Source organism: Micromonospora sp. NPDC050695 (genome assembly GCF_040654415.1).
Lineage (GTDB): Bacteria > Actinomycetota > Actinomycetes > Mycobacteriales > Micromonosporaceae > Micromonospora.
Window position 1 is genome coordinate 29,294 of the sequence record NZ_JBFAHZ010000035.1, and the last position, 19,217, is coordinate 48,510.

Genomic DNA, 19,217 nt, shown 5'->3' on the forward strand with positions numbered 1-19,217 from the left:
GAAGGGGCACGGCCGCGGTGGCCGTGCCCCTTCGTCGTCGGTCAACCGGAGAGCGTCACTCCCCCGGCGTCGACTTCGCGATCTGCATCAGGAACTCGATGTTGGTGCGGGACTGCTTGAGCCGGTCCAGCAGGAGATCCATCGCGGCCTGCGAGTCCAGCGAGTGCAGCACCTTCCGGAGCTTGTGGATGATGGCCAGCTCCTCGGGTGCGAGCAGGACCTCTTCCTTACGCGTACCGGACGGGTTGATGTCGATGGCCGGGAAGGTGCGCTTGTCGGCGATCTTCCGGTCCAGCTTCAGCTCCGCGTTACCGGTGCCCTTGAACTCCTCGAAGATGACCGTGTCCGCCATGGACCCGGTCTCCACCAGCGCCGTGGCGATGATGGTCAGCGAGCCGCCGTTCTCGATGTTGCGGGCCGCTCCGAGGAAGCGCTTCGGCGGGTAGAGCGCGGTGGAGTCGATACCACCCGACATGATCCGGCCGCTGGCCGGCGCCGCCAGGTTGTACGACCGACCGAGCCGGGTCACCGAGTCGAGCAGCACGACCACGTCGTGGCCCAGCTCGACCAGACGCTTCGCCCGCTCGATCGCCAGCTCGGCAACCGTGGTGTGGTCCTGCGGCGGACGGTCGAACGTGGCCGCGATGACCTCGCCCTTGATCGACCGCTGCATGTCGGTGACCTCTTCGGGCCGCTCGTCCACCAGCACCACCATCAGGTGGCACTCCGGGTTGTTGCGGGTGATCGCGTTGGCGATCGCCTGCAGCACCATCGTCTTACCCGCCTTGGGCGGAGACTGGATGAGCGCTCGCTGGCCCTTGCCGATCGGCATGACCAGGTCGATGACCCGCGTGGTCAGGATGTGCGGCTCGGTCTCCAGCCGCAGGCGCTCCTGCGGGTAGAGCGGCGTGAGCTTGTAGAACTCGGGCCGACGCCGCGCCTCCTCCGGCTCCATCCCGTTGATCGTGTCCAGCCGCATCAGCGGGTTGTACTTGTCCCGCCGCTGATCGCCGCTGTTGCCGCCCTCGCGGGCCGCGCGCACCGCGCCGGTGATCGCGTCACCGCGGCGCAGGCCGTACTTCTTGATCTGGGACATCGAGACGTACACGTCGTTCGGGCCGGCCAGGTAGCCGGTCGTCCGGACGAAGGCGTAGTTGTCGAGCACGTCGATGATGCCGGCCACCGGGACGAGCACGTCGTCCTCGCTGACCTGCGGCTCACGCCCACCGGTGTCGCCACCGGTCTCGGTGCGCTCGCCACGCCCACGGCGACGGTCGCGGAAACGGCTGCGCCGGCCGCGCCGACCGCCGCCCTCGCCGTCGTCGTCGTCGTTGTCCCGCTCGGCGCGCTGACCACGGTCGTTACGGTCGTTACGGTCGTTACGGTCGCCCCGGTCGTTGCGGTCGCCCCGGTCGTTGCGCTCGGCACGGTCACCGCGGTCGGCACGCTCGCCCCGGTCGTTGCGCTCGGCACGCTCACCACGGTCGGCACGCTCGCCCCGGTCGTTGCGCTCGGCACGCTCACCACGGTCGGCACGCTCGCCCCGGTCGCTGCGCTCGGCACGCTCACCACGGTCGGCACGCTCGCCCCGGTCGGCACGCTCCGGACGCTCGGCCCGATCCCGGCGGTTCTCGCCCCGGTCGGTCCGCTCGGCGGTCTCGACCTCGTCGGTACGCGCCTCGCTGCTACGCGCCTCCGTGGCGCGAGCCTCGGTGCCACGAGCCTCGGTGCCACGAGCCTCGGTGTTACGAGCCTCCGCCGTGGCGGTGCGGCTGCGCCGGGTACGACCCCGGCCCTCGGTCTCGGCGGCCGGCTCGGCCGGCGCCTGGTCGGCGCTGCGGCCTTCGGCTGCCGGCCGGTCGGCGGTCTCCCGCACCTCGGCGCGCACCCCCTCCCGGGTCGGAGCGGCCGCAGCCGCGACCTCGGCCCGCGGTCGAGGGGTCCCGGCAGCGTTGCCGCCCTGCCGCTCGGAGATCGCGGCGATCAGCTCGCCCTTGCGCATGCGAGCCGTGCCGGAGATGCCGAGCGACGCGGCCAGGCTCTGCAGCTCTGGCAGCAGCATCGCCGACAGACCGGTGCCGCTACGCCGACGACGGGCGGGAGCGGCGGTGGTGGCATCGCCAGCGACGTTGGAAACATCCGACGTCACGTCGGTGGTGTCGCTCAATGGATTCCTTCCCTCGATAAGGCCGGGACTGCCCGGAGTCGGAACTCAGGTGGCCGGGCGGCCTCGGTGCACCCGCCTCGCAAGGACGCGTCGCGGGAGTCTGTGACACAGCAGCCGGTCGGTATCCCGACTCACCAGAGCTCGGTGAGCAGGTCTCGCCGTCTGCGGCGACCTGTGGAAACTGCGGTGCGGCGTGGGCCTTGGCAGGGGTGACGGGCTGACCGCCGAGAGCTTCGGGGGTGCGCCGCCCCGCAGGAGATCGCGTGCTTCGCGGCTGTGCTAGGTCTAGAGCGTAATCAACTCTTCCGACCTGCGGCAACAGGGTCCCGCTCGGCGTGTCCAAGTCTACCCCGGGCAACCCGCGCGCCGCTGACGTCTATCGGTAACTTCCAGAACTGCCAGTCTGTTCCCAGGGGGAAGCCCGCCGGGGGGGCGGTGAGCGCGAGCACGGTCGGCCCGGCCCCACTGACCACAGCCGCCACTCCGGCCTCTCGCAGCGCGTTGACCAGGGAAGATGTGGCCGGCATCCCGGCCGCGCGGTAGCTCTGGTGCAGTCGGTCAACGGTGGCCGGCAGCAGCAGCGACGGGTCCGTGGTGAGCGCGTGCACGAGCAGCGCCGCCCGTCCGGCGGTCAACGCGGCGTCGCCGTGCGGCACGGTGGCCGGCAACGCGGCCCGTGCGGTCGCGGTCAATCCACGCTCGGCCGGCACGAAAAGAGATGGTCGCACCCCCTCGGCGACCGGCAGGGACACCGCGCGGGCACCGGCCGGCTCGGACCAGGCCAGCGTGAAACCGCCCAGCAGGCAGGGGGCGACGTTGTCGGGATGACCCTCGATCTCGGCGGTCAGCCGGAGCACGCCGGCGGTGTCCAACCGTTGGCTCCCGTCGACGACCAGCGCGCGGGCCAGCAGCACACCGGCGACGATCGCGGCGGACGAGGAGCCCAGCCCGCGCGCCTGCGGGATCCGGTTGACGCACTCCACGCTCAGCCCCGTGGGTTGCGCGCCCAGCACGTCGAAGGCGGCCCGCATGGCCCGCACCACCAGGTGACGGTCGTCGTCGGGCAACTCGCCGGCGCCCTGCCCGGTCACCGTCACCCGGACCCCACCCGACGCGACCTCGGCCGCCAGGTCGTCGTACAGGCCCAGGGCGAGGCCCAGCGCGTCGAAGCCCGGGCCCAGGTTGGCGCTGGTCGCGGGAACCCGGACCCGGACCGGCCCGGCGGTGAAGTTCGTCGGCACGCGCTCATGCTAGGGGTCGGCACCGACGATCCGGTCCCGCGCCCGCAGCTTGGGACCGGCCGGGTCAGCCGGCCCGGTCCGGGACCGGCTCGGTGCTCGGGTCGGTGAGCGAGAGCCGGCGCGTGGCGATCCGCCAGCCCACCGCGTACACGAGGGTGACCAGACCGCAGCCGGCCAGCACCACCCGCTCGTCCACCACGTCCACGACCAGGGCCACCGCCAGCTGGCTCACGGAGATGGCCAGCGTCGCGAGCATCATGTCGGTGGCGAACACACGACCACGCAGCCGGTCTGGCACCTCGCCCTGCAGGGCGAAGTTCGACATCACCCAGTTGCTGCCGCCGGCGAAGTGCGCCACGAAGACCAGCAGCAGCACCAGCGGGAACCACCGGACCACCGACGTGCCCAGGTAGGACAGGCCGTAGAGCGACATGGACAGCGCGAGCCCGGGCAGCAGCCAGGACCGGTTGGTCAGCACCCTCCGCATCAGGATGGGCCCGACCAGCGCGCCCGCACCGCGGACCGCGAAGAGCAGGCCGGCGCCCAGCGGGCCCACGCCGTAGACGCCGGCGAGCAGCGGGAACACGGTCAGCACCCCGTTGCCCAGCCCGACCGCCGACTTCACCGTGACCAGCGCCAGCACCCGTGGCCGGTGGCCGATGTAGCTGAGCGCCTCGCGGACCGCCGCCCAGGTCCGCTGGACCGGCAGGTCGGCGTCGCGCGGCGCCTGCAACGGCCGGCGGATCCGCGTGGCCAGGCCCGCCGCCAGCGCCAGGCCCACCGCCGCCACCCAGAAGCAGGCGTACGGGCCGGCGGCCGCGCTGAGCACGCCGCCGAGCGAGGCGCCCACCACCGTCATGGTGCCCCAGGCCGAGCCGGCCACGGCGTTCCCGGCGGCGAGCTCGTGCGGCTCCAGGACGTTGGGCAACGCGGCCTGGGCGGCCGGCGAGTAGAACGCCTTGGCGACCGCGACGACGCCGATCGCCACCAGCGCCAGCCAGGCCGTGCCCCGGCTCTGGACGCCGAGCAGCAGCAGCACGCCCGCCAGCGCGGCCACGTTCGCGCCGATCATGATCTTCCGGCGGTCGAACCGGTCGGCGATCGTGCCGGTGTACGGCAGCAGCAACGCCACGATGCCGGTGTCCACGGCGAGCACCAGCGCGCCCCACACGCCACTGCCGGTCAGGTGCGGCAGCAGCACCAGCAGCGGCACCATGACGAACCAGTCGGCGCCGAAGACCACCAGCTCGGCGAGGAAGAGATTGCGGAAGCTCCGATTGCCGGTAAGGACCGAGAGGGTGGACGCCACGGAGCGCGACCCTACCCGGTCCGCGTCGGGGCCACGCGTGCTCCCAGCAGCGCCGAGACGGTCACGAAGGTGTAGCCGCGCGCCCGCAGCCCGTTGATCATGTCGGGTAGGCCGCGCAGGGCGACCAGACGTCGCGGCTGACCCACGTCGTGCCCGAGCACGATCGCCCCGGGTCGGACGTCGGCCACGATCCGCCGGGCGTGACCGGCCGGGTCGTCCGGGTACTCACGCTCCACCATCTGCAACGACCAGAGCACCAGCCGACAGTCCAGTCGTGCCGCCGCGTGCAGCACCGCCCCGCCCAGGTGGCCGTACGGCGGGCGGACCAGCCGGGGCGGAGCGCCGGTCACCTCGGCGATCACGTCGTGGCTGCGCCTCAGGTCGTCGTACGCCGCCGCGGCGTCCATCTGGGCCAGGTCCCGGTGCTGCCAACTGTGGTTGCCCACCTCGTGCTCGGTGAGTCGGCCGCGTACGACGTCGGCGTGCCGCCGGACCTGCGCGCCGACCATGAAGAAGGTGGCCGGCACCCGGTGCTCGGCGAGGGTGTCCAGCACCATCGGCGTCCACTGTGGTGCCGGCCCGTCGTCGAAGGTGAGCGCGACCAGCCGCCGCGTGGTCGTTCCCGACCAGACGACCGGCAGTACGCCGGAGCCGACGTCCTGCGGCCCGTTGCCGAGGGTGGCGCTGGCCGGGCCGCCACCGAGGGGCAGCCGGCGGTGGGTGAACCACATGTCGGTGGCTCCCGCGCCGGCGGCCATCCCGGTCGCCACCAGGGCAGCGCCGCGCAGCAGATCGCGCCGGGACCACCCGTGCGCAATCTCGGTCATCTGCCCGCCCCGCTCGCCGACACTTCTGACATCTACTAGGAGTATGCAAGAGATGACGCAAAGTACCGGCTCGGTCGTTCGATCGGAGTGTCCGCGCCGACGTACGGGACGCCCCCGGCAGGTCGAGCCTGCCGGGGGCGTTCCGCACTGTCGTCCGACTACTCGGTCGGCTCCGACGGGGGCAGCGGCGAGGTGCGGCTACGGGGCAGCCGCAGCACCTCGAACTGGTCCGTACCGTCCACCAGCGCGCCCGACGGCGCGGGGCGCGCCGCCGCGGACGGTGAACCCTCGCCCGACGCCTGCGCCTGTGCGGGCGCACCGGCCGGCACCGCCACCTGGTTCGGGCCGTCCTGCTCGGCGGCCGCCGGGCCGGTCGGCTCGGAAGCCGCCGGCTCGCCGGAGCGCCGACGCCGACGCCGCTCGCGCAACGACTCCTTGGTGTGCTCCACCATCGTGTACAGCGTCGGCACCAGGATCAACGTGAGCAGCGTCGAGCTGAGCAGGCCGCCGATCACCACGACCGCCAGCGGCTGCGAGATGAACCCGCCCTCGCCGGTCAACCCGAGCGCCATCGGCAGCAGCGCGAAGATCGTCGCCACCGCGGTCATCAGGATCGGGCGCAGCCGGCGCCGGCCACCCTCGACCACCGCCTCCCGGACCCCCATGCCCTGGGCACGGTACTGGTTGATCAGGTCGAGCAGCACGATCGCGTTCGTCACCACGATGCCGACCAGCATCAGCACACCGATCAGCGCGGGCACGCCCAGCGGCGTCCCGGTGATCAGCAGCAGGCCGATCGCGCCGGTCGCCGCGAACGGGATGGAGATCAGCAGGATCAGCGCCTGGGTGAGGCTCCGGAACGTGGCCACCATGATCAGGAATACGATCGCGATGGCGGCCAGCACGGCCAGGCCCAGGTCACCGAAGGCGTCCGCCTGGTCGGCGCTGACCCCACCGATGGTGAAGCTCGCCCCCGGCACGTCGATGCCGTCCAGACGCTTCTGCAACTCCTGGCTGGTCGCGCCCAGGTTCGAGCCGGTCGCCGCGCCGGTCACCGACACGCTGCGCTCACCGTCGATGCGGGTGACCTGCTGCGGGCCCTCGCCCTGGGTGACGTCCGCGATGTCGTCCAGCTTCACCGGACCCACCGGCAGGGCGCGCAGTTCCTGCACCGACACCGGCGGCTGCGCGCCCAGCCGTAGCACCACGTTCTGCTGGCGGCCGTCGAGTGCCACCTGGCCCAGCGGCGCCCCGCGGAACGCCTGCGACACGAGCTGACCCACCGCGGCCTCGGTGAGGCCGACCCGGCCGGCGGCGACCCGGTCCACGGTCACGTCGACCCTCGGCACCCGGTCGGCGAGGCTGGTGGTGACATCCTCGACGTCCGGCACCCCGGCCATCGCCGTCCGGGCCGCCTCGGTGGCGCGGGTCAGCACCTCCGGGTCGCTGGCCTGCACGATCACCTCAAGCTGGCTGGTCGAGGCGTCCTGCCCGCCACCGAAGCTGACCTCACCCACGCCGGTGCCGAGCTTGTCGAACTCCTTGCGCAGCTGCTCGCGCATCTGCTTGGCGTCGGTGTCCCCGTCCAGGGCCAGCGACCAGCTCGCGACGTTGTTGCCGCCGCCGCCCGCCCACGGGGTGTCCCCGCCGCCGGCGGTCACCTGGTACGTCTCGACCCCGTCGACCCGCCCGAGCACCGCCTCGACCTGCTTGGCGGCGGCGTCGGTGGCGGCCAGGCCACTGCCGGCCGGCAACTCCTGGCGGAAGCTCAGCGTGTCCTGACCGGAGTCGTCCAGGAAGTTGGTCTCCAGCTTCTGGGCCAACCCGAAGGTGCCGAAGAGCACCAGCAGCCCGAGCCCGACCGTGATCCAGCGGGTGGACCGCTTGCGGGTGGCGAACCCGATCACCGGCAGGTACGACCGCTGCAACGGGCTGCGCAGCTCCTTCTCCTCCGCGCCGCGCCGCACCGCCTCGTCGTCCGGGGTGCCGCCACGCGGCGTGAGGAACCAGTACGCCAGCACCGGGATCACGGTCAGCGACACCAGCAGCGACGCGAGCAGCGCCACCGTCACGGTGATCGCGAACGGCGCGAAGAGCTGCCCGACGAACCCGCCGACCAGCGCGATCGGCGCGAACACCGCCACCGTGGTGAGGGTGGACGCGGTCACCGCGCCGGCCACCTCACGGACGCCGGTGATGATCGCCTGCCGCTTCTCCTCGCCGTACTCCAGGTGTCGTTTGATGTTCTCCAACACCACGATCGAGTCGTCCACCACCCGGCCGACCGCGATGGTGAGCGCGCCGAGGGTCAGCAGGTTGAGCGAGTAGTCGCCGATCCACAGGGCGATCAGCGCCACCAGCACCGACAGCGGGATGGACACCGCGGTGACCACCGTCGAGCGGATCGACAGCAGGAACACCAGGATCACGATGACGGCCATCAGCAGGCCCAGCAGACCCTCGGTGGTCAGCGACTCGATCGACTTCTCGACGAACGGCGCCTGGTCGAACACCACGGTCAGCTCGGCGCCGGAGGCGTTCTTCAGCTCCGCCAGCCGGTCCCGGATCTCGTGCGAGATCTCCACCGCGTTGCCGTCCGGCGCCGCGGTGATCGCGATGCCGAGGCTGTCCTTGCCGTTGGTACGGGTGATCGCGGTGGCCGGGGCGAGCGCCTGCTCGACGGTCGCCACGTCACCGAGGCGGACCGGGGCCGCGCCCGGGGCGACGACGATGCCGCGCAGGTCGTCCAGGGTGGCGACGGGCGTACCGACCTGCACCGGAAGGGCGAGGTTGCCGTCGGTCACCGCACCGGCCGGCACCGACACGCCATTGGTCTTCAGCGCGGCGCCGATAGCGGTCGGCTGGAGCTTCGCCGCACCCAGCTTGGCCAGGTCGGGGGTGACCACGACGATGTCGTCGCGGGTACCGGTCACCTCGACCGTGCGGACCCCCTCGATGCCCTCCAGCTCCGGCACCACCGTCGCACGCAGCTTCTCGGCGAGCGCCCGCTCGTCGGCCGCACCGGCCGCGGCCAGCACCACCGCCGGCAGGTCGTCGGTGCTGCCCGCGATGACCTGCGGGTCGACGCTCTCCGGCAGTTGGGCGTCGATCCGGCTCAACGCGGTCTGCATCTTGTTGACCACGTCGTCCAGGTCGGTGCCGAACTCGTACTCCACCTGGACGGTGGCCGAGCCCTCACGGGACGTGGAGGTGACCTTGTCCAACCCGGGAATGCCCTGGAGCGCGTTCTCGATCGGCTCGGTCACCTGCGACTCGACGATCTCGGGTCCGGCGCCGGGATAGGCGGCCACGATGAACGCGGCCGGGAACTCGAGCGACGGCAGCAGTTGCTGCTTCAGCGACGGCACGGCGAACGCTCCGAACGCCGTGGTCACCACCGCGATGAGGGCGACCAGCCCTCGGTTGGCGAGGCTGAATCTGGCGAGCAGCGACATCGGCCTGGCTCACTCCTGGAAGAGAATGCGGGCGGGGATACCCGAAAGTGTGCCGGACTCGATCACCGGAACACCCGCCGCCCCCAGGGCCGTCCCACCGCCGCCGGTCGACGGCCGGTCACGCCCCCGCCCGCACCGGCGGGCGGCACCGCTCTCAGGCCAGGTCGAGGGCCCGGGCGGCGGCCATCGGGTCGTTCGCGATGGTCAGCGGGGCGGGTGCCGTGGAGATGGCCCACTCCGGGTCCTTCAGACCGTGGCCGGTCACCGTGCAGACCACCGTCGAGCCGGGCGGCACCGCGCCCGCCGCAGCCTGTTGGAGCAGGCCGGCCACGCTGGCCGCGCTGCCCAACTCGACGAAGACCCCCACCTCGCGGGCGAGCAGTCGGTACGCGGTGAGGATCTCCCGGTCGGTCACCGCGGCGATCAGGCCGCCGGAGGCGTCCCGCGCGTCGAGCGCCTTGGTCCAGCTCGCCGGGTTGCCGATCCGGATGGCGGTGGCGATGGTCGACGGCTCCGGCACGACCTGACCGGTCACGATCGGGGCCGCACCGGCGGCCTGGAAGCCGTACATCTTCGGGGCGCGGGTGGTGGCGCCGGCGGCGCGCTCCTCCGCGTACCCCATCCAGTAGGCGGAGATGTTGCCGGCGTTACCGACCGGCAGGCAGTGGATGTCGGGCGCGTCCCCGAGCGCCTCGACGATCTCGAAGGCCGCCGTCTTCTGGCCGTGCAGCCGGTCGATGTTGACCGAGTTGACCAGTGCCACCGGGTGATCCTGGGCGAGCTTCGCGGCGAGCGACAGGCAGTCGTCGAAGTTGCCGCTCACCTGGAGCAGCTTCGCGCCGTGCACCAGCGCCTGGGCCAGCTTGCCCAACGCGATCTTGCCCTGCGGCACCAGCACCGCGCAGGTCAGCCCGGCCCGCGCCGCGTACGCGGCGGCGGACGCGCTGGTGTTACCGGTGGACGCGCAGATGATCGCCTTGTTGCCGGCCTCGACCGCCTTGGACACCGCGAGGGTCATCCCCCGGTCCTTGAAGGAGCCGGTCGGGTTGGCACCCTCCACCTTGAGGTGCACGTCGCAGCCGATCCGGGCGGAGAGCACGGGCGCCGGCAGCAGCGGAGTGTTGCCCTCGTGCAGCGTGACGACCGGCGTGGCCGCGGTGACCGGCAGCCGATCCCGGTACGCCTCGATCAGACCCCGCCACATGTCGCTCTCCTCGCCTCTACCGCCACGCCGACCTGAGCACCAGGCCACCCTGGACCACCCTGCCGGAGCGATCGACGGCACACCCCGGCTTACCCACCTGGCGGGACGCGCGAGCACTCCCGTCGACGGTGCAACGACTCAGGCGTCGCCCTCGACCCGCAGCACACTGGTCACCGACCGGACAATGTCCAGACCGCGCAGCTCACCGACGGTCGCGGCGAGCGCCGCGTCCGGTGCCACGTGGGTGACGATGACCAGCTCGGCGTCGCCGTCGCGGCCGGGCGACCCACCCGCCGAACCCTGCCGCACGGTCGCGATCGACACGTCGTGCCGGGCGAACACGCCCGCCACCGCGGCCAGCACACCCGGACGGTCGGCCACGTCGAGGCTCACGTGGTAGCGGGTCAGCGCCTCGCCCATCGGCCGGACCGCCAGGTCCGCGTACGCGCTCTCGCTGGCCGCGCGCACCCCGGCGAGCCGGTTACGGGACACCGCGACCACGTCGCCGAGCACGGCGCTGGCGGTCGGCGCGCCACCCGCGCCCCGGCCGTAGAACATCAGCTGCCCGGCCGCGTCGGCCTCGACGAAGACCGCGTTGAACGCGTCACCGACGCTGGCCAGCGGGTGGCTGCGCGGGATCATCGCCGGGTGCACCCGGACGCTGACCGTCTCCCGGCCGGTCGGGTCGACGCCCCGGGCCGCGATGCACAGCAGCTTGATCGTGCAACCCATCGCCCGGGCGCTGGCCACGTCCGCGGCGGTCACCTCGGTGATGCCCTCCCGGTGCACGTCGGCGGCGCCGACCCGGGTGTGGAACGCCAGCGAGGCGAGGATCGCCGCCTTCGCCGCCGCGTCGAAGCCCTCCACGTCGGCCGTCGGGTCGGCCTCCGCGTACCCCAGCTCGGTGGCCTCGTCGAGGGCCTCGGCGAAGCCGGCGCCGGTGGCGTCCATCGCGGAGAGGATGAAGTTGGTGGTGCCGTTGACGATGCCGGTGACCCGGGTGATCCGGTCGCCGTGCAGCGACTCGCGCAGCGGGCGCAGCAGCGGGATGGCCCCGGCCACGGACGCCTCGTAGTAGAGGTCGCCGCCGCCCTCGGCCGCCGCGTCGTGCAGCGCCGCGCCGTCCTCGGCGAGCAGCGCCTTGTTGGCGGTGACCACGCTCTTGCCGGCGCGCAGCGCCTCGACCAGCCAACCCCGGGCCGGCTCGATGCCACCGACCACCTCGATCACCACGTCCACGTCGTCGCGCTTGATCAGGCCGAGCGCGTCGGTGGTGAACAGGTCGTCGTCGACCGGCAGGTCACCGCGGTCACGCCCGAGCCGGCGGACGGCGATGCCGGCGATCTCCAGCGGAGCGCCGATGCGGGCGGCCAGGTCCGTCGACTGCTCGTGCAGCAGCCGCACCACCTCCTGGCCGACCGTGCCGCAGCCGAGCAGTGCCAAGCGCACAGGTGACGTCATCCAACATCCAATGCGAGCAGGTCGTCTTCGGTTTCCCGCCGGACGATCAGACGCGCCTGGCCGTCACGCACCGCGATCACCGGTGGCCGGGGCACGTGGTTGTAGTTGCTGGCCATGCTCCGGCAGTACGCGCCGGTGCCGGGCACTGCGACAAGATCTCCGGGCTGCACGTCGGCGGGCAGGAATTCATCCTTCACCACGATGTCCCCGGACTCACAGTGCTTTCCCACCACGCGGGCGAGCAACGGCTGCGCGGCCGACGCCCGGGAGGCCAGCGTCGCCGAGTACGACGCGTCGTACAGCGCGGTGCGGATGTTGTCGCTCATCCCGCCGTCCACACTGACGTACGTGCGGATGCCGTCGAGATCCTTGACCGTGCCGACCTCGTAGAGGGTGAACACGGCCGGCCCGACGATGGCCCGACCCGGTTCGATCGACAGGTGCGGTACGGCCAGGTTCTCCGCCGCGCACTCCGAGTCGACGATCTTGCGCAGTCGCTTGGCCAGGTCCTGCGGGGTCGCCGGGTCGTCCTGGGTGGTGTACGCGATGCCGAACCCGCCGCCCAGGTCCAGCTCGGGAAGCTCCACGCCGCGGGCGTCGCGGATCTGCGCCTGCAGGGCCAGCACCCGGCGGGCCGAGACCTCGAACCCGCTGGCGTCGAAGATCTGCGAGCCGATGTGCGAGTGCAGACCGCGCAGCTCCAGCACACCCTCGTCGAGGATCTTGAACGCGGCGTTCGCGGCGGCACCGCCGGCCAGCGAGAAACCGAACTTCTGGTCCTCGTGGGCGGTGGCGATGAACTCGTGGGTGTGCGCCTCGACGCCGACGGTGACCCGGACCAGCACGCGGGGCCGGACCCCACGCTCGCGGGCCAGCGCGGTGAGCCGGTCGATCTCGGTGAACGAGTCGACGATGATCCGCCCCACCCCGGCGTCCAGCGCCCGGGTCAGCTCACGGATCGACTTGTTGTTGCCGTGGAAGCCGATCCGCTCCGGCGGCATCCCCGCGGACAACGCGGTGGCCAGCTCGCCTCCGCTGCACACGTCCAGGTGCAGGCCCTCCTCGGCGATCATGCGGACCACCGCCCGGCAGAGGAACGCCTTGCCGGCGTAGAAGACGTCCTCGGTCGGGAACGCCGCCCGGAAGTCCCGGCAACGCGAGCGCAGGTCGGCCTCGTCGAGGACGTACACCGGGGTGCCGAACTCGGCCGCGATGTCGCGGACGCTCAGGCCCGCGACGGCGAGCGCGCCGTCGGCGCCGCGCGTCACGCTGCGCGGCCACAGCGCCGGCACGAGGGAGTTGACGTCCTCGGGGGTACGCAGCCAGGCCGGCCCCTGGTTGCTGATGTCCGCGTGCAGCGCACCGGCCTCGTGAGCCCTCATGTCACATCCTCTCGGGTGCGGAGACGCCGAGCAGGTGCAGACCGTTGGCGATCACCGTACGGGTGGCGTTGTTGAGCCACAGCCGGGCGCGGTGCAGGTCGGTGACCTCCTCGTCGCCCAACGGCAGCACCCGGCAGTTGTCGTAGAACCGGTGGTAGGACGCCGCGACGCTCTCCTCCAGGTAGCGGGCCACCCGGTGCGGCTCCCGCAGCTCGGCGGCCGTGGCCACCACCGCCGGGAACTCGGCGAGCGCCTTGAGCAGCTCGTTCTCCTTCTCGTGGTCGAGCAGCTCGGGGCGGAACGCGTCGGCGTCGCCCGGCACCAGCCCCACCTCCGCGGCGTTGCGGGCCACGCCCGCCGTACGGGCGGCCACGTACTGCACGTAGTAGACCGGGTTGTCGCGGGTCGCCCGGGTCCACAACTCGATGTCGATGTCGATCGGCGAGTCGCTGGAGTAGCGGGCCAGCGCGTACCGGGAGGCGTCCACGCCGATCGCGTCGACCAGGTCCTCCAGCGTGATCACGGTGCCGGCCCGCTTGCTCATCCGCATCGGGGCCCCGTCGCGCACGAGGTTGACCAGCTGCCCGATGAGGATCTCCAGGTTGCGCTCCGGGTCGTCGCCGAAGCAGGCGGCCATCGCCTTCATCCGGCCGATGTAGCCGTGGTGGTCGGCGCCCAGCATGATCACGACCCGCTCGAAGCCGCGCTCCCGCTTGTCCAGGTAGTACGCGCAGTCCGCGGCGAAGTAGGTCCACTCGCCGTTGGACTTGCGCAGCACCCGGTCCTTGTCGTCGCCGAAGTCGGTGGTGCGCAGCCAGGTGGCGCCCTCGGACTCGTAGAGGTGCCCCTGCTCGCGCAACCGGGCCAGGGCAAGGTCCAACTCACCCCGGTCGTGCAGGTCCTTCTCGTTGAAGTAGGTGTCGAACTCCACCCCGAAGTCCCGCAGCGAGGAGCGGATCTCGTCGAACATCAGCGCGACACCCTCGACCCGGAACACCTCCTGGGCCGCGGCGTCGTCCAGGGTCAGCACCTCCGGGCGGCGGGCCTGCACCTCGGCGGCGATCTCGGCGATGTACGCCCCGCCGTAGCCGTCCTCCGGCGCCGGCTCACCCTTGGCGGCGGCGAGCAGCGACCGGGCGAACCGGTCGATCTGGGAGCCGGCGTCGTTGAAGTAGTACTCCGTGCCGACGTCGGCGCCGGTGGCCCGCAGCAGCCGGCTCAACGCGTCGCCGACGGCCGCCCAGCGGACCCCGCCGATGTGCACCGGCCCGGTCGGGTTGGCCGAGACGAACTCCAGGTTGATCTTCTCGCCGGCCAGCCGGTCACTACGGCCGTACTCCGCGCCGGCCTCGACGATCACCCGGGCGAGCTGGCCGGCGGCGGCCGCGTCGAGCCGGATGTTCAGGAAGCCCGGCCCGGCGATCTCGACCGATTTGACCCCCGGTGCCCGACCCAGCTCGTCGGCCAGGGCGGTCGCCAGCTCCCGCGGCGGAACGCCCACCTTCTTGCTCAACTGCAGCGCGAGCGTGGAGGCGTAGTCGCCGTGCTCGGGGTTGCGCGGCCGCTCCACCACCGTGCGCTCCGGCAGCGCGGCGCGGTCCAGCCCACGCTGGGTGAAGACGGCGTGGGCGGCGGCAAGGACGACCGAGGCGAGTTCTGCAGGAGTCACCCAGCCATGTTATCGGGGGTAGACTCGGGCACTCGGCGGCTACCCTGCGCGTCATCCGGCCCGCCACTCCCCCTGACCGACCGACTTGACGAGGCACGATGAGCATCAGCACCCCGGGTGGCCCTGAACGCCGCCCGACCGTGGTCAGCACCGGCAAGAAGCCGGCCGCGGGCCGGCCGGCGTCCGGCGCCAAGGCCGGTTCCGGCAAGCCGGCGGGCACGCCCCGGGCGGGTGGCAAGGGCCCCCGCAAGCCGGTCACCCCGGTCAAGGTGAGCCAGGGCCGGGCCTGGGGCCCGATCGCGCTCTTCGTCGCCGTCGGCGTGCTCGCGGCCGGCATCATCGGGTACGGCGCCTGGGCGTCGTTCCAGGGCTCCAAGCCGTGGGACAAGAAGGCCAACGCCATCGACGGCATCGTCAACATCCGCAAGACCGACAAGACGAGCCTCGACTACGAGTCGCACAAGTCGGGCCCGCTGACCTACAAGTACTCGCCGCCGGTGGGTGGGGTGCACAACGCCGCCTGGCAGAACTGCATGGGCGACGTGTACGACGCCCCGATCGCCAGCGAGCACGCCGTGCACAGCCTGGAGCACGGCGCGGTGTGGATCACCTACCGCCCGGACCTGCCGAAGGACCAGGTCGACAAGCTCGCCGGCAAGGTGCGCGGCGTTGAGAAGATGCTGATGAGCCCGTACGAGGGCCTGGACAAGCCGATCTCGCTGCAGGCGTGGGGCTACCAGCTGAAGGTCGACAACGCCGACGACAAGCGGATCGACGAGTTCATCAAGGACCTGCGGGTGAACGCCTCGGTCGAGGGCCCGACGGCGCTGTGCAACCAGGGGGTCACCGCCACCGGCACCACGCCGCGTGAGCTTCAGCAGCAGCCGCCCACCCAGTAAGGACGCCGATGACAGCCCCCACCACCACCGACACCGAGTACGACGAGACCCAGCCCGCCCCGCACGAGGGCGGCCGGGCACCGGCGCGGCGTTACGGGGTGCTCGCGCTGGCCGCCCTGCTGGTGGTGGGGTTGCTGCTCGGGTACGCCGGCGGTCTGCTCACCCCCCGGCTCACCCGACCCGGTGACGCCTCGGTCGAGGCGGGCTTCGCGCGGGACATGACGACCCACCACGCGCAGGCGGTGGAGATGAGCCTGATCGCGTACCGGTCGGCCACGCTGCCCGAGGTCCGCCAGATCGCCGTCGACATCGCCACCGGCCAGCAGGGCGAGATCGGCGCCATGCAGACCTGGCTGCGCGAATGGGGGCTGAGCCCGACCGGCTCGAAGCCGCCGATGTCGTGGATGTCCGACGGCGCCACCGTCAAGGACGGGCTGATGCCAGGGATGGCCACGCCGCAGCAGATGGCCGCCCTGCGCGACGCCAAGGGCATCGAGGTCGACCGCCAGTTCCTGACCCTGATGTACGCCCACCACCTGGGCGGCATCCACATGATCGACGCGGCGCTCGGGGAGACCGACAACGCGGAGGTCGTACGGGTGGCGGAGACCATGAAGGCCACCCAGCAATCCGAACTGAACAACCTGCGGCAGCTCCAGGCGCAGGCCAAGGGCTGATCCCTCGCACGGGCCACACCGGGCCCGCGTCACCGCCGCACACCGGCGGGCCGCGGGCCCGCATCCTGTCCCGGGGCGCGGGCCGCGACCCCGCGTCCTGCCCGAGGGCCCGGGCCCGGTGATCGACTCGGGTTCCTGGAAGCCGGGGTGTCCCGGGCGCGTCGACACCCCGTTTTCCAGGAACCCGAGTCGATCAGCATGCATATCCGCAGGCCCCAGCCCCGTACGCCGCGCAGATGCCCCTTGTGGGCGTTTTGCGAGGGACAGGCGATTACGTTGCTTAGAGAGTTTTCTCCCCACATATCGTGACCAGTTGCGATTCGGGCTCGTTGCCCAAGACGTGGGGGTTGCACTCAGAGACGCACGGCGTTCGGTCACCAGTTGGTGCCGGCGCCACACCATCGGCGGTGACGGGGCGGTGGCAGCCGTCCGTCGCGGACAGCGGCAGGGCGAGCCGGGATTGCTCAGCCGCGAACAGGAACTTGAACTGATCGACGTGCTGCGGGGCGTCCACCCCGACGAGTTCGGCCTGGACGAGGAGTTGTGGACGCGGCAGAGCCTCACCACGCTCATCCAGCGCCGCTTCGACCTGCCGCTGGACTCCGGCGCGGTCGGGGCGTACCTGCGGGCCTGGGGGTTGGGTCCGCGCGAGCCGCGCGAGCGCGCCTGCGGGCTCTGCGTCAGCGCGGTCGAGCGCTGGGTACGCAGCGAGTACCCGGCGATCACCCGCGCCGCCCAGGAGCACCTCGCCGAGGTCTACTGGATCGGCCGGGTACGCCTGCGCGGCACCATGCCGGCGGCCGACGTGATCTCCGCCGTCTCGTCCCGAGGTCGGGTGCGCTTCATGATCACCACACCGACGGTCGACCCGCCGCTCCCCCGCGACTTCGTGCTGCGGCTCAGCGGCACGGAGGAGCGCACCGTGCACCTGATCGTGGACGGCTCCTGGCCGCGCAACGAGTGGCCGCGCCGGCTCCCGCGACGGATCGTCCTGCACCCGCTGCCCAGCTGCGGCCGAGTGATCGCCGCCGCCTGATCAACCGTCCGGACCATGGCCGCCGGCCACCGGCCAACTCCCGCGCCAGCCGGACCCGCACGACGGCGGCCGGCCAGGATCCGCGTAGGAACAGGGAAAGCGCCGCGACGGGGCAGCACCTTCCCGACGTTGTGCGGATCTTGAGATCGCGATCCGCACAGGGCCTGCGACACGATCGGGGCACCGATACCGATTCGGTGTTCCTGGAGGAGGTTTGCTAGTCTTCTCCAGTCGCTGAGCCCCCGTAGCTCAGGGGATAGAGCACCGCCCTCCGGAGGCGGGGGCGCAGGTTCGAATCCTGCCGGGGGCACCAGAGCTCAGCAGCACGGTAAGGCCCTTGACCGGGTGACATTCGGTCAGGGGCCTTTTCTCTGCGCCCGGACCCTCGGCGGTCCGATGGCGGATGTCCAGGTCGAGGCGGCGCGGTCACCCCGACTGCCCCGGATCTGTTAACAACCCTTGATATTAAACTTCACGAACGTCAATATGTGGAGGTCGCGGGACGTCGAAGCCTGGGGAGTGAGCATGAGAAGCCGTCGGATTTTCGCAGTGGTGGCCGGGGCGGCGATGACCGTCGCGGCCGCCGTCGCCTTCGTTCCCAGCAGCATGGCCGCCGTGTCCTCGGCCGACGTCGCACCGATGGTCGCCTGCACCGCGCCGGGCTGGGCCGAGGGCAACACCTACCAGGCGGGTGCCCAGGTCACCTACAGCGGCCGGCTCTACCAGGCTCTGGTCACCCACACCGCGTACCCCGGCACCGGCTGGAACCCGGCCGCGACCCCGTCGCTGTGGCGTGACCTGGGCGCGTGCTCGGGAGGCACCCCGCCACCGACCACCCCACCACCTCCGACCACGCCGCCGCCCACCACGCCGCCACCGACCACCCCACCACCCACCACGCCTCCGCCGACGGGTGGCACCTGCGCGGTGAAGTCGCGGCCCGCCGGCAAGGTGCTGCAGGGTTACTGGGAGAACTGGGACGGCGCCTCCAACGGCGTGCACCCCGGCCTCGGCTGGATCCCGATCACCGACAGCCGGCTCAGCCAGCATGGCTACAACGTGATCAACGCGGCCTTCCCGGTGATCCGCGCGGACGGCACGGTGCTCTGGGAAAACGGCATGGACGCTGGCGTGAAGGTCGCCACCCCGACCGAGATGTGCCAGGCCAAGGCGGCCGGCGCGACCATTCTGATGTCGATCGGCGGAGCCGCCGCGGGCATCGACCTGAGTTCCAGCGCGGTCGCCGACCGGTTCATCGCGACGATCGTGCCGATCCTGACGGCCTACCACTTCGACGGCATCGACATCGACATCGAGACCGGGCTGACGGGTAGCGGCAACATCAACACCCTGTCCACGTCGCAGGCGAACCTGATCCGGATCATCGACGGAGTGCTGGCCCGGATGCCGTCGAACTTCGGACTGACCATGGCACCGGAGACGGCCTACGTCACCGGCGGCAGCGTGGTCTACGGCTCGATCTGGGGCTCGTACCTGCCGATCATCAAGAAGTACGTGGACAACGGCCGGCTCTGGTGGCTGAACATGCAGTACTACAACGGCAGCATGTACGGCTGCGCGGGCGACTCGTACCCCGCTGGCACCGTGCAGGGCTTCACGGTGCAGACGCAGTGCCTGAACAACGGCCTGACCATCCAGGGCACCACGATCCGCGTGCCGTACGACAAGCAGGTTCCGGGCCTGCCCGCGCAGGTCGGCGCGGGTGGCGGTTACCTGTCGACGTCGCTGGTCACCCAGGCGTGGAACAGCGTGCCCGGTCTCAAGGGCCTGATGACCTGGTCGGCGAACTGGGACGGGTCGAAAGGCTGGACGTTCGGCGACACCGTGAAGCGTCTGCAGGGACGCTGAGCGGGGGGCAGGCGCCGGGCG

13 protein-coding genes and 1 tRNA gene are annotated in these 19,217 nt (G+C 71.7%); 5 read left to right on the forward strand and 9 right to left on the reverse strand.

The window, feature by feature from the left end; genetic code table 11:
* Positions 1–55: 55 nt before the first annotated feature.
* The 9 genes from rho to argS all read right to left on the reverse strand — a co-directional run bounded on the left by rho (position 56) and on the right by argS (position 14,715).
* Entirely contained in the window at positions 56–2,167 is a 2,112-nt protein-coding gene (rho, locus tag AB0H52_RS22885) for a transcription termination factor Rho (RefSeq protein ID WP_357949831.1), read from the reverse strand.
* Between the two features lie 296 nt (positions 2,168–2,463).
* A complete protein-coding gene (gene thrB / locus AB0H52_RS22890) occupies positions 2,464–3,408 on the reverse strand; it encodes a homoserine kinase (protein ID WP_151490454.1) in 945 nt (314 codons plus the stop codon).
* A gap of 64 nt (positions 3,409–3,472) precedes the next feature.
* Positions 3,473–4,717 (reverse strand): MFS transporter, encoded by a 1,245-nt coding sequence (locus AB0H52_RS22895; RefSeq protein WP_151490455.1) that lies wholly within the window; start codon positions 4,715–4,717, stop codon positions 3,473–3,475.
* A gap of 11 nt (positions 4,718–4,728) precedes the next feature.
* Positions 4,729–5,544, reverse strand: coding sequence for a polysaccharide deacetylase family protein (locus tag AB0H52_RS22900; RefSeq protein ID WP_151490456.1), 816 nt, complete (start codon positions 5,542–5,544; stop codon positions 4,729–4,731).
* A gap of 158 nt (positions 5,545–5,702) precedes the next feature.
* On the reverse strand, positions 5,703–8,999 hold the full coding sequence (locus AB0H52_RS22905; protein WP_151490457.1) for an efflux RND transporter permease subunit: 3,297 nt from the start codon (positions 8,997–8,999) through the stop codon (positions 5,703–5,705).
* A gap of 154 nt (positions 9,000–9,153) precedes the next feature.
* Positions 9,154–10,203 (reverse strand): threonine synthase, encoded by a 1,050-nt coding sequence (gene thrC / locus AB0H52_RS22910; RefSeq protein ID WP_151490458.1) that lies wholly within the window; start codon positions 10,201–10,203, stop codon positions 9,154–9,156.
* A 138-nt stretch (positions 10,204–10,341) separates the two neighbouring features.
* Positions 10,342–11,652 (reverse strand): homoserine dehydrogenase, encoded by a 1,311-nt coding sequence (locus AB0H52_RS22915; RefSeq protein WP_192580298.1) that lies wholly within the window; start codon positions 11,650–11,652, stop codon positions 10,342–10,344.
* A gap of 8 nt (positions 11,653–11,660) precedes the next feature.
* Positions 11,661–13,046, reverse strand: coding sequence for a diaminopimelate decarboxylase (lysA, locus tag AB0H52_RS22920; protein ID WP_151490460.1), 1,386 nt, complete (start codon positions 13,044–13,046; stop codon positions 11,661–11,663).
* Position 13,047: 1 nt separating this feature from the next.
* On the reverse strand, positions 13,048–14,715 hold the full coding sequence (argS, locus tag AB0H52_RS22925) for an arginine--tRNA ligase (protein ID WP_278126697.1): 1,668 nt from the start codon (positions 14,713–14,715) through the stop codon (positions 13,048–13,050).
* A gap of 98 nt (positions 14,716–14,813) precedes the next feature.
* Here argS and AB0H52_RS22930 point away from each other — a divergent pair, with 98 nt between their 5' ends.
* From AB0H52_RS22930 to AB0H52_RS22950, 5 genes are all read left to right on the forward strand, one after another.
* Positions 14,814–15,614 (forward strand): DUF3105 domain-containing protein, encoded by an 801-nt coding sequence (locus tag AB0H52_RS22930; protein WP_357949837.1) that lies wholly within the window; start codon positions 14,814–14,816, stop codon positions 15,612–15,614.
* An 8-nt stretch (positions 15,615–15,622) separates the two neighbouring features.
* On the forward strand, positions 15,623–16,291 hold the full coding sequence (locus tag AB0H52_RS22935; protein WP_151490463.1) for a DUF305 domain-containing protein: 669 nt from the start codon (positions 15,623–15,625) through the stop codon (positions 16,289–16,291).
* Between the two features lie 340 nt (positions 16,292–16,631).
* Positions 16,632–17,327: a winged helix-turn-helix domain-containing protein gene (locus AB0H52_RS22940; RefSeq protein ID WP_151490464.1), complete on the forward strand. Its 696-nt coding sequence runs from the start codon at positions 16,632–16,634 to the stop codon at positions 17,325–17,327.
* Between the two features lie 238 nt (positions 17,328–17,565).
* Positions 17,566–17,640, forward strand: a tRNA-Arg gene (locus tag AB0H52_RS22945).
* A gap of 212 nt (positions 17,641–17,852) precedes the next feature.
* Entirely contained in the window at positions 17,853–19,196 is a 1,344-nt protein-coding gene (locus AB0H52_RS22950) for a glycosyl hydrolase family 18 protein (protein WP_357949842.1), read from the forward strand.
* Positions 19,197–19,217 lie beyond the last annotated feature (21 nt).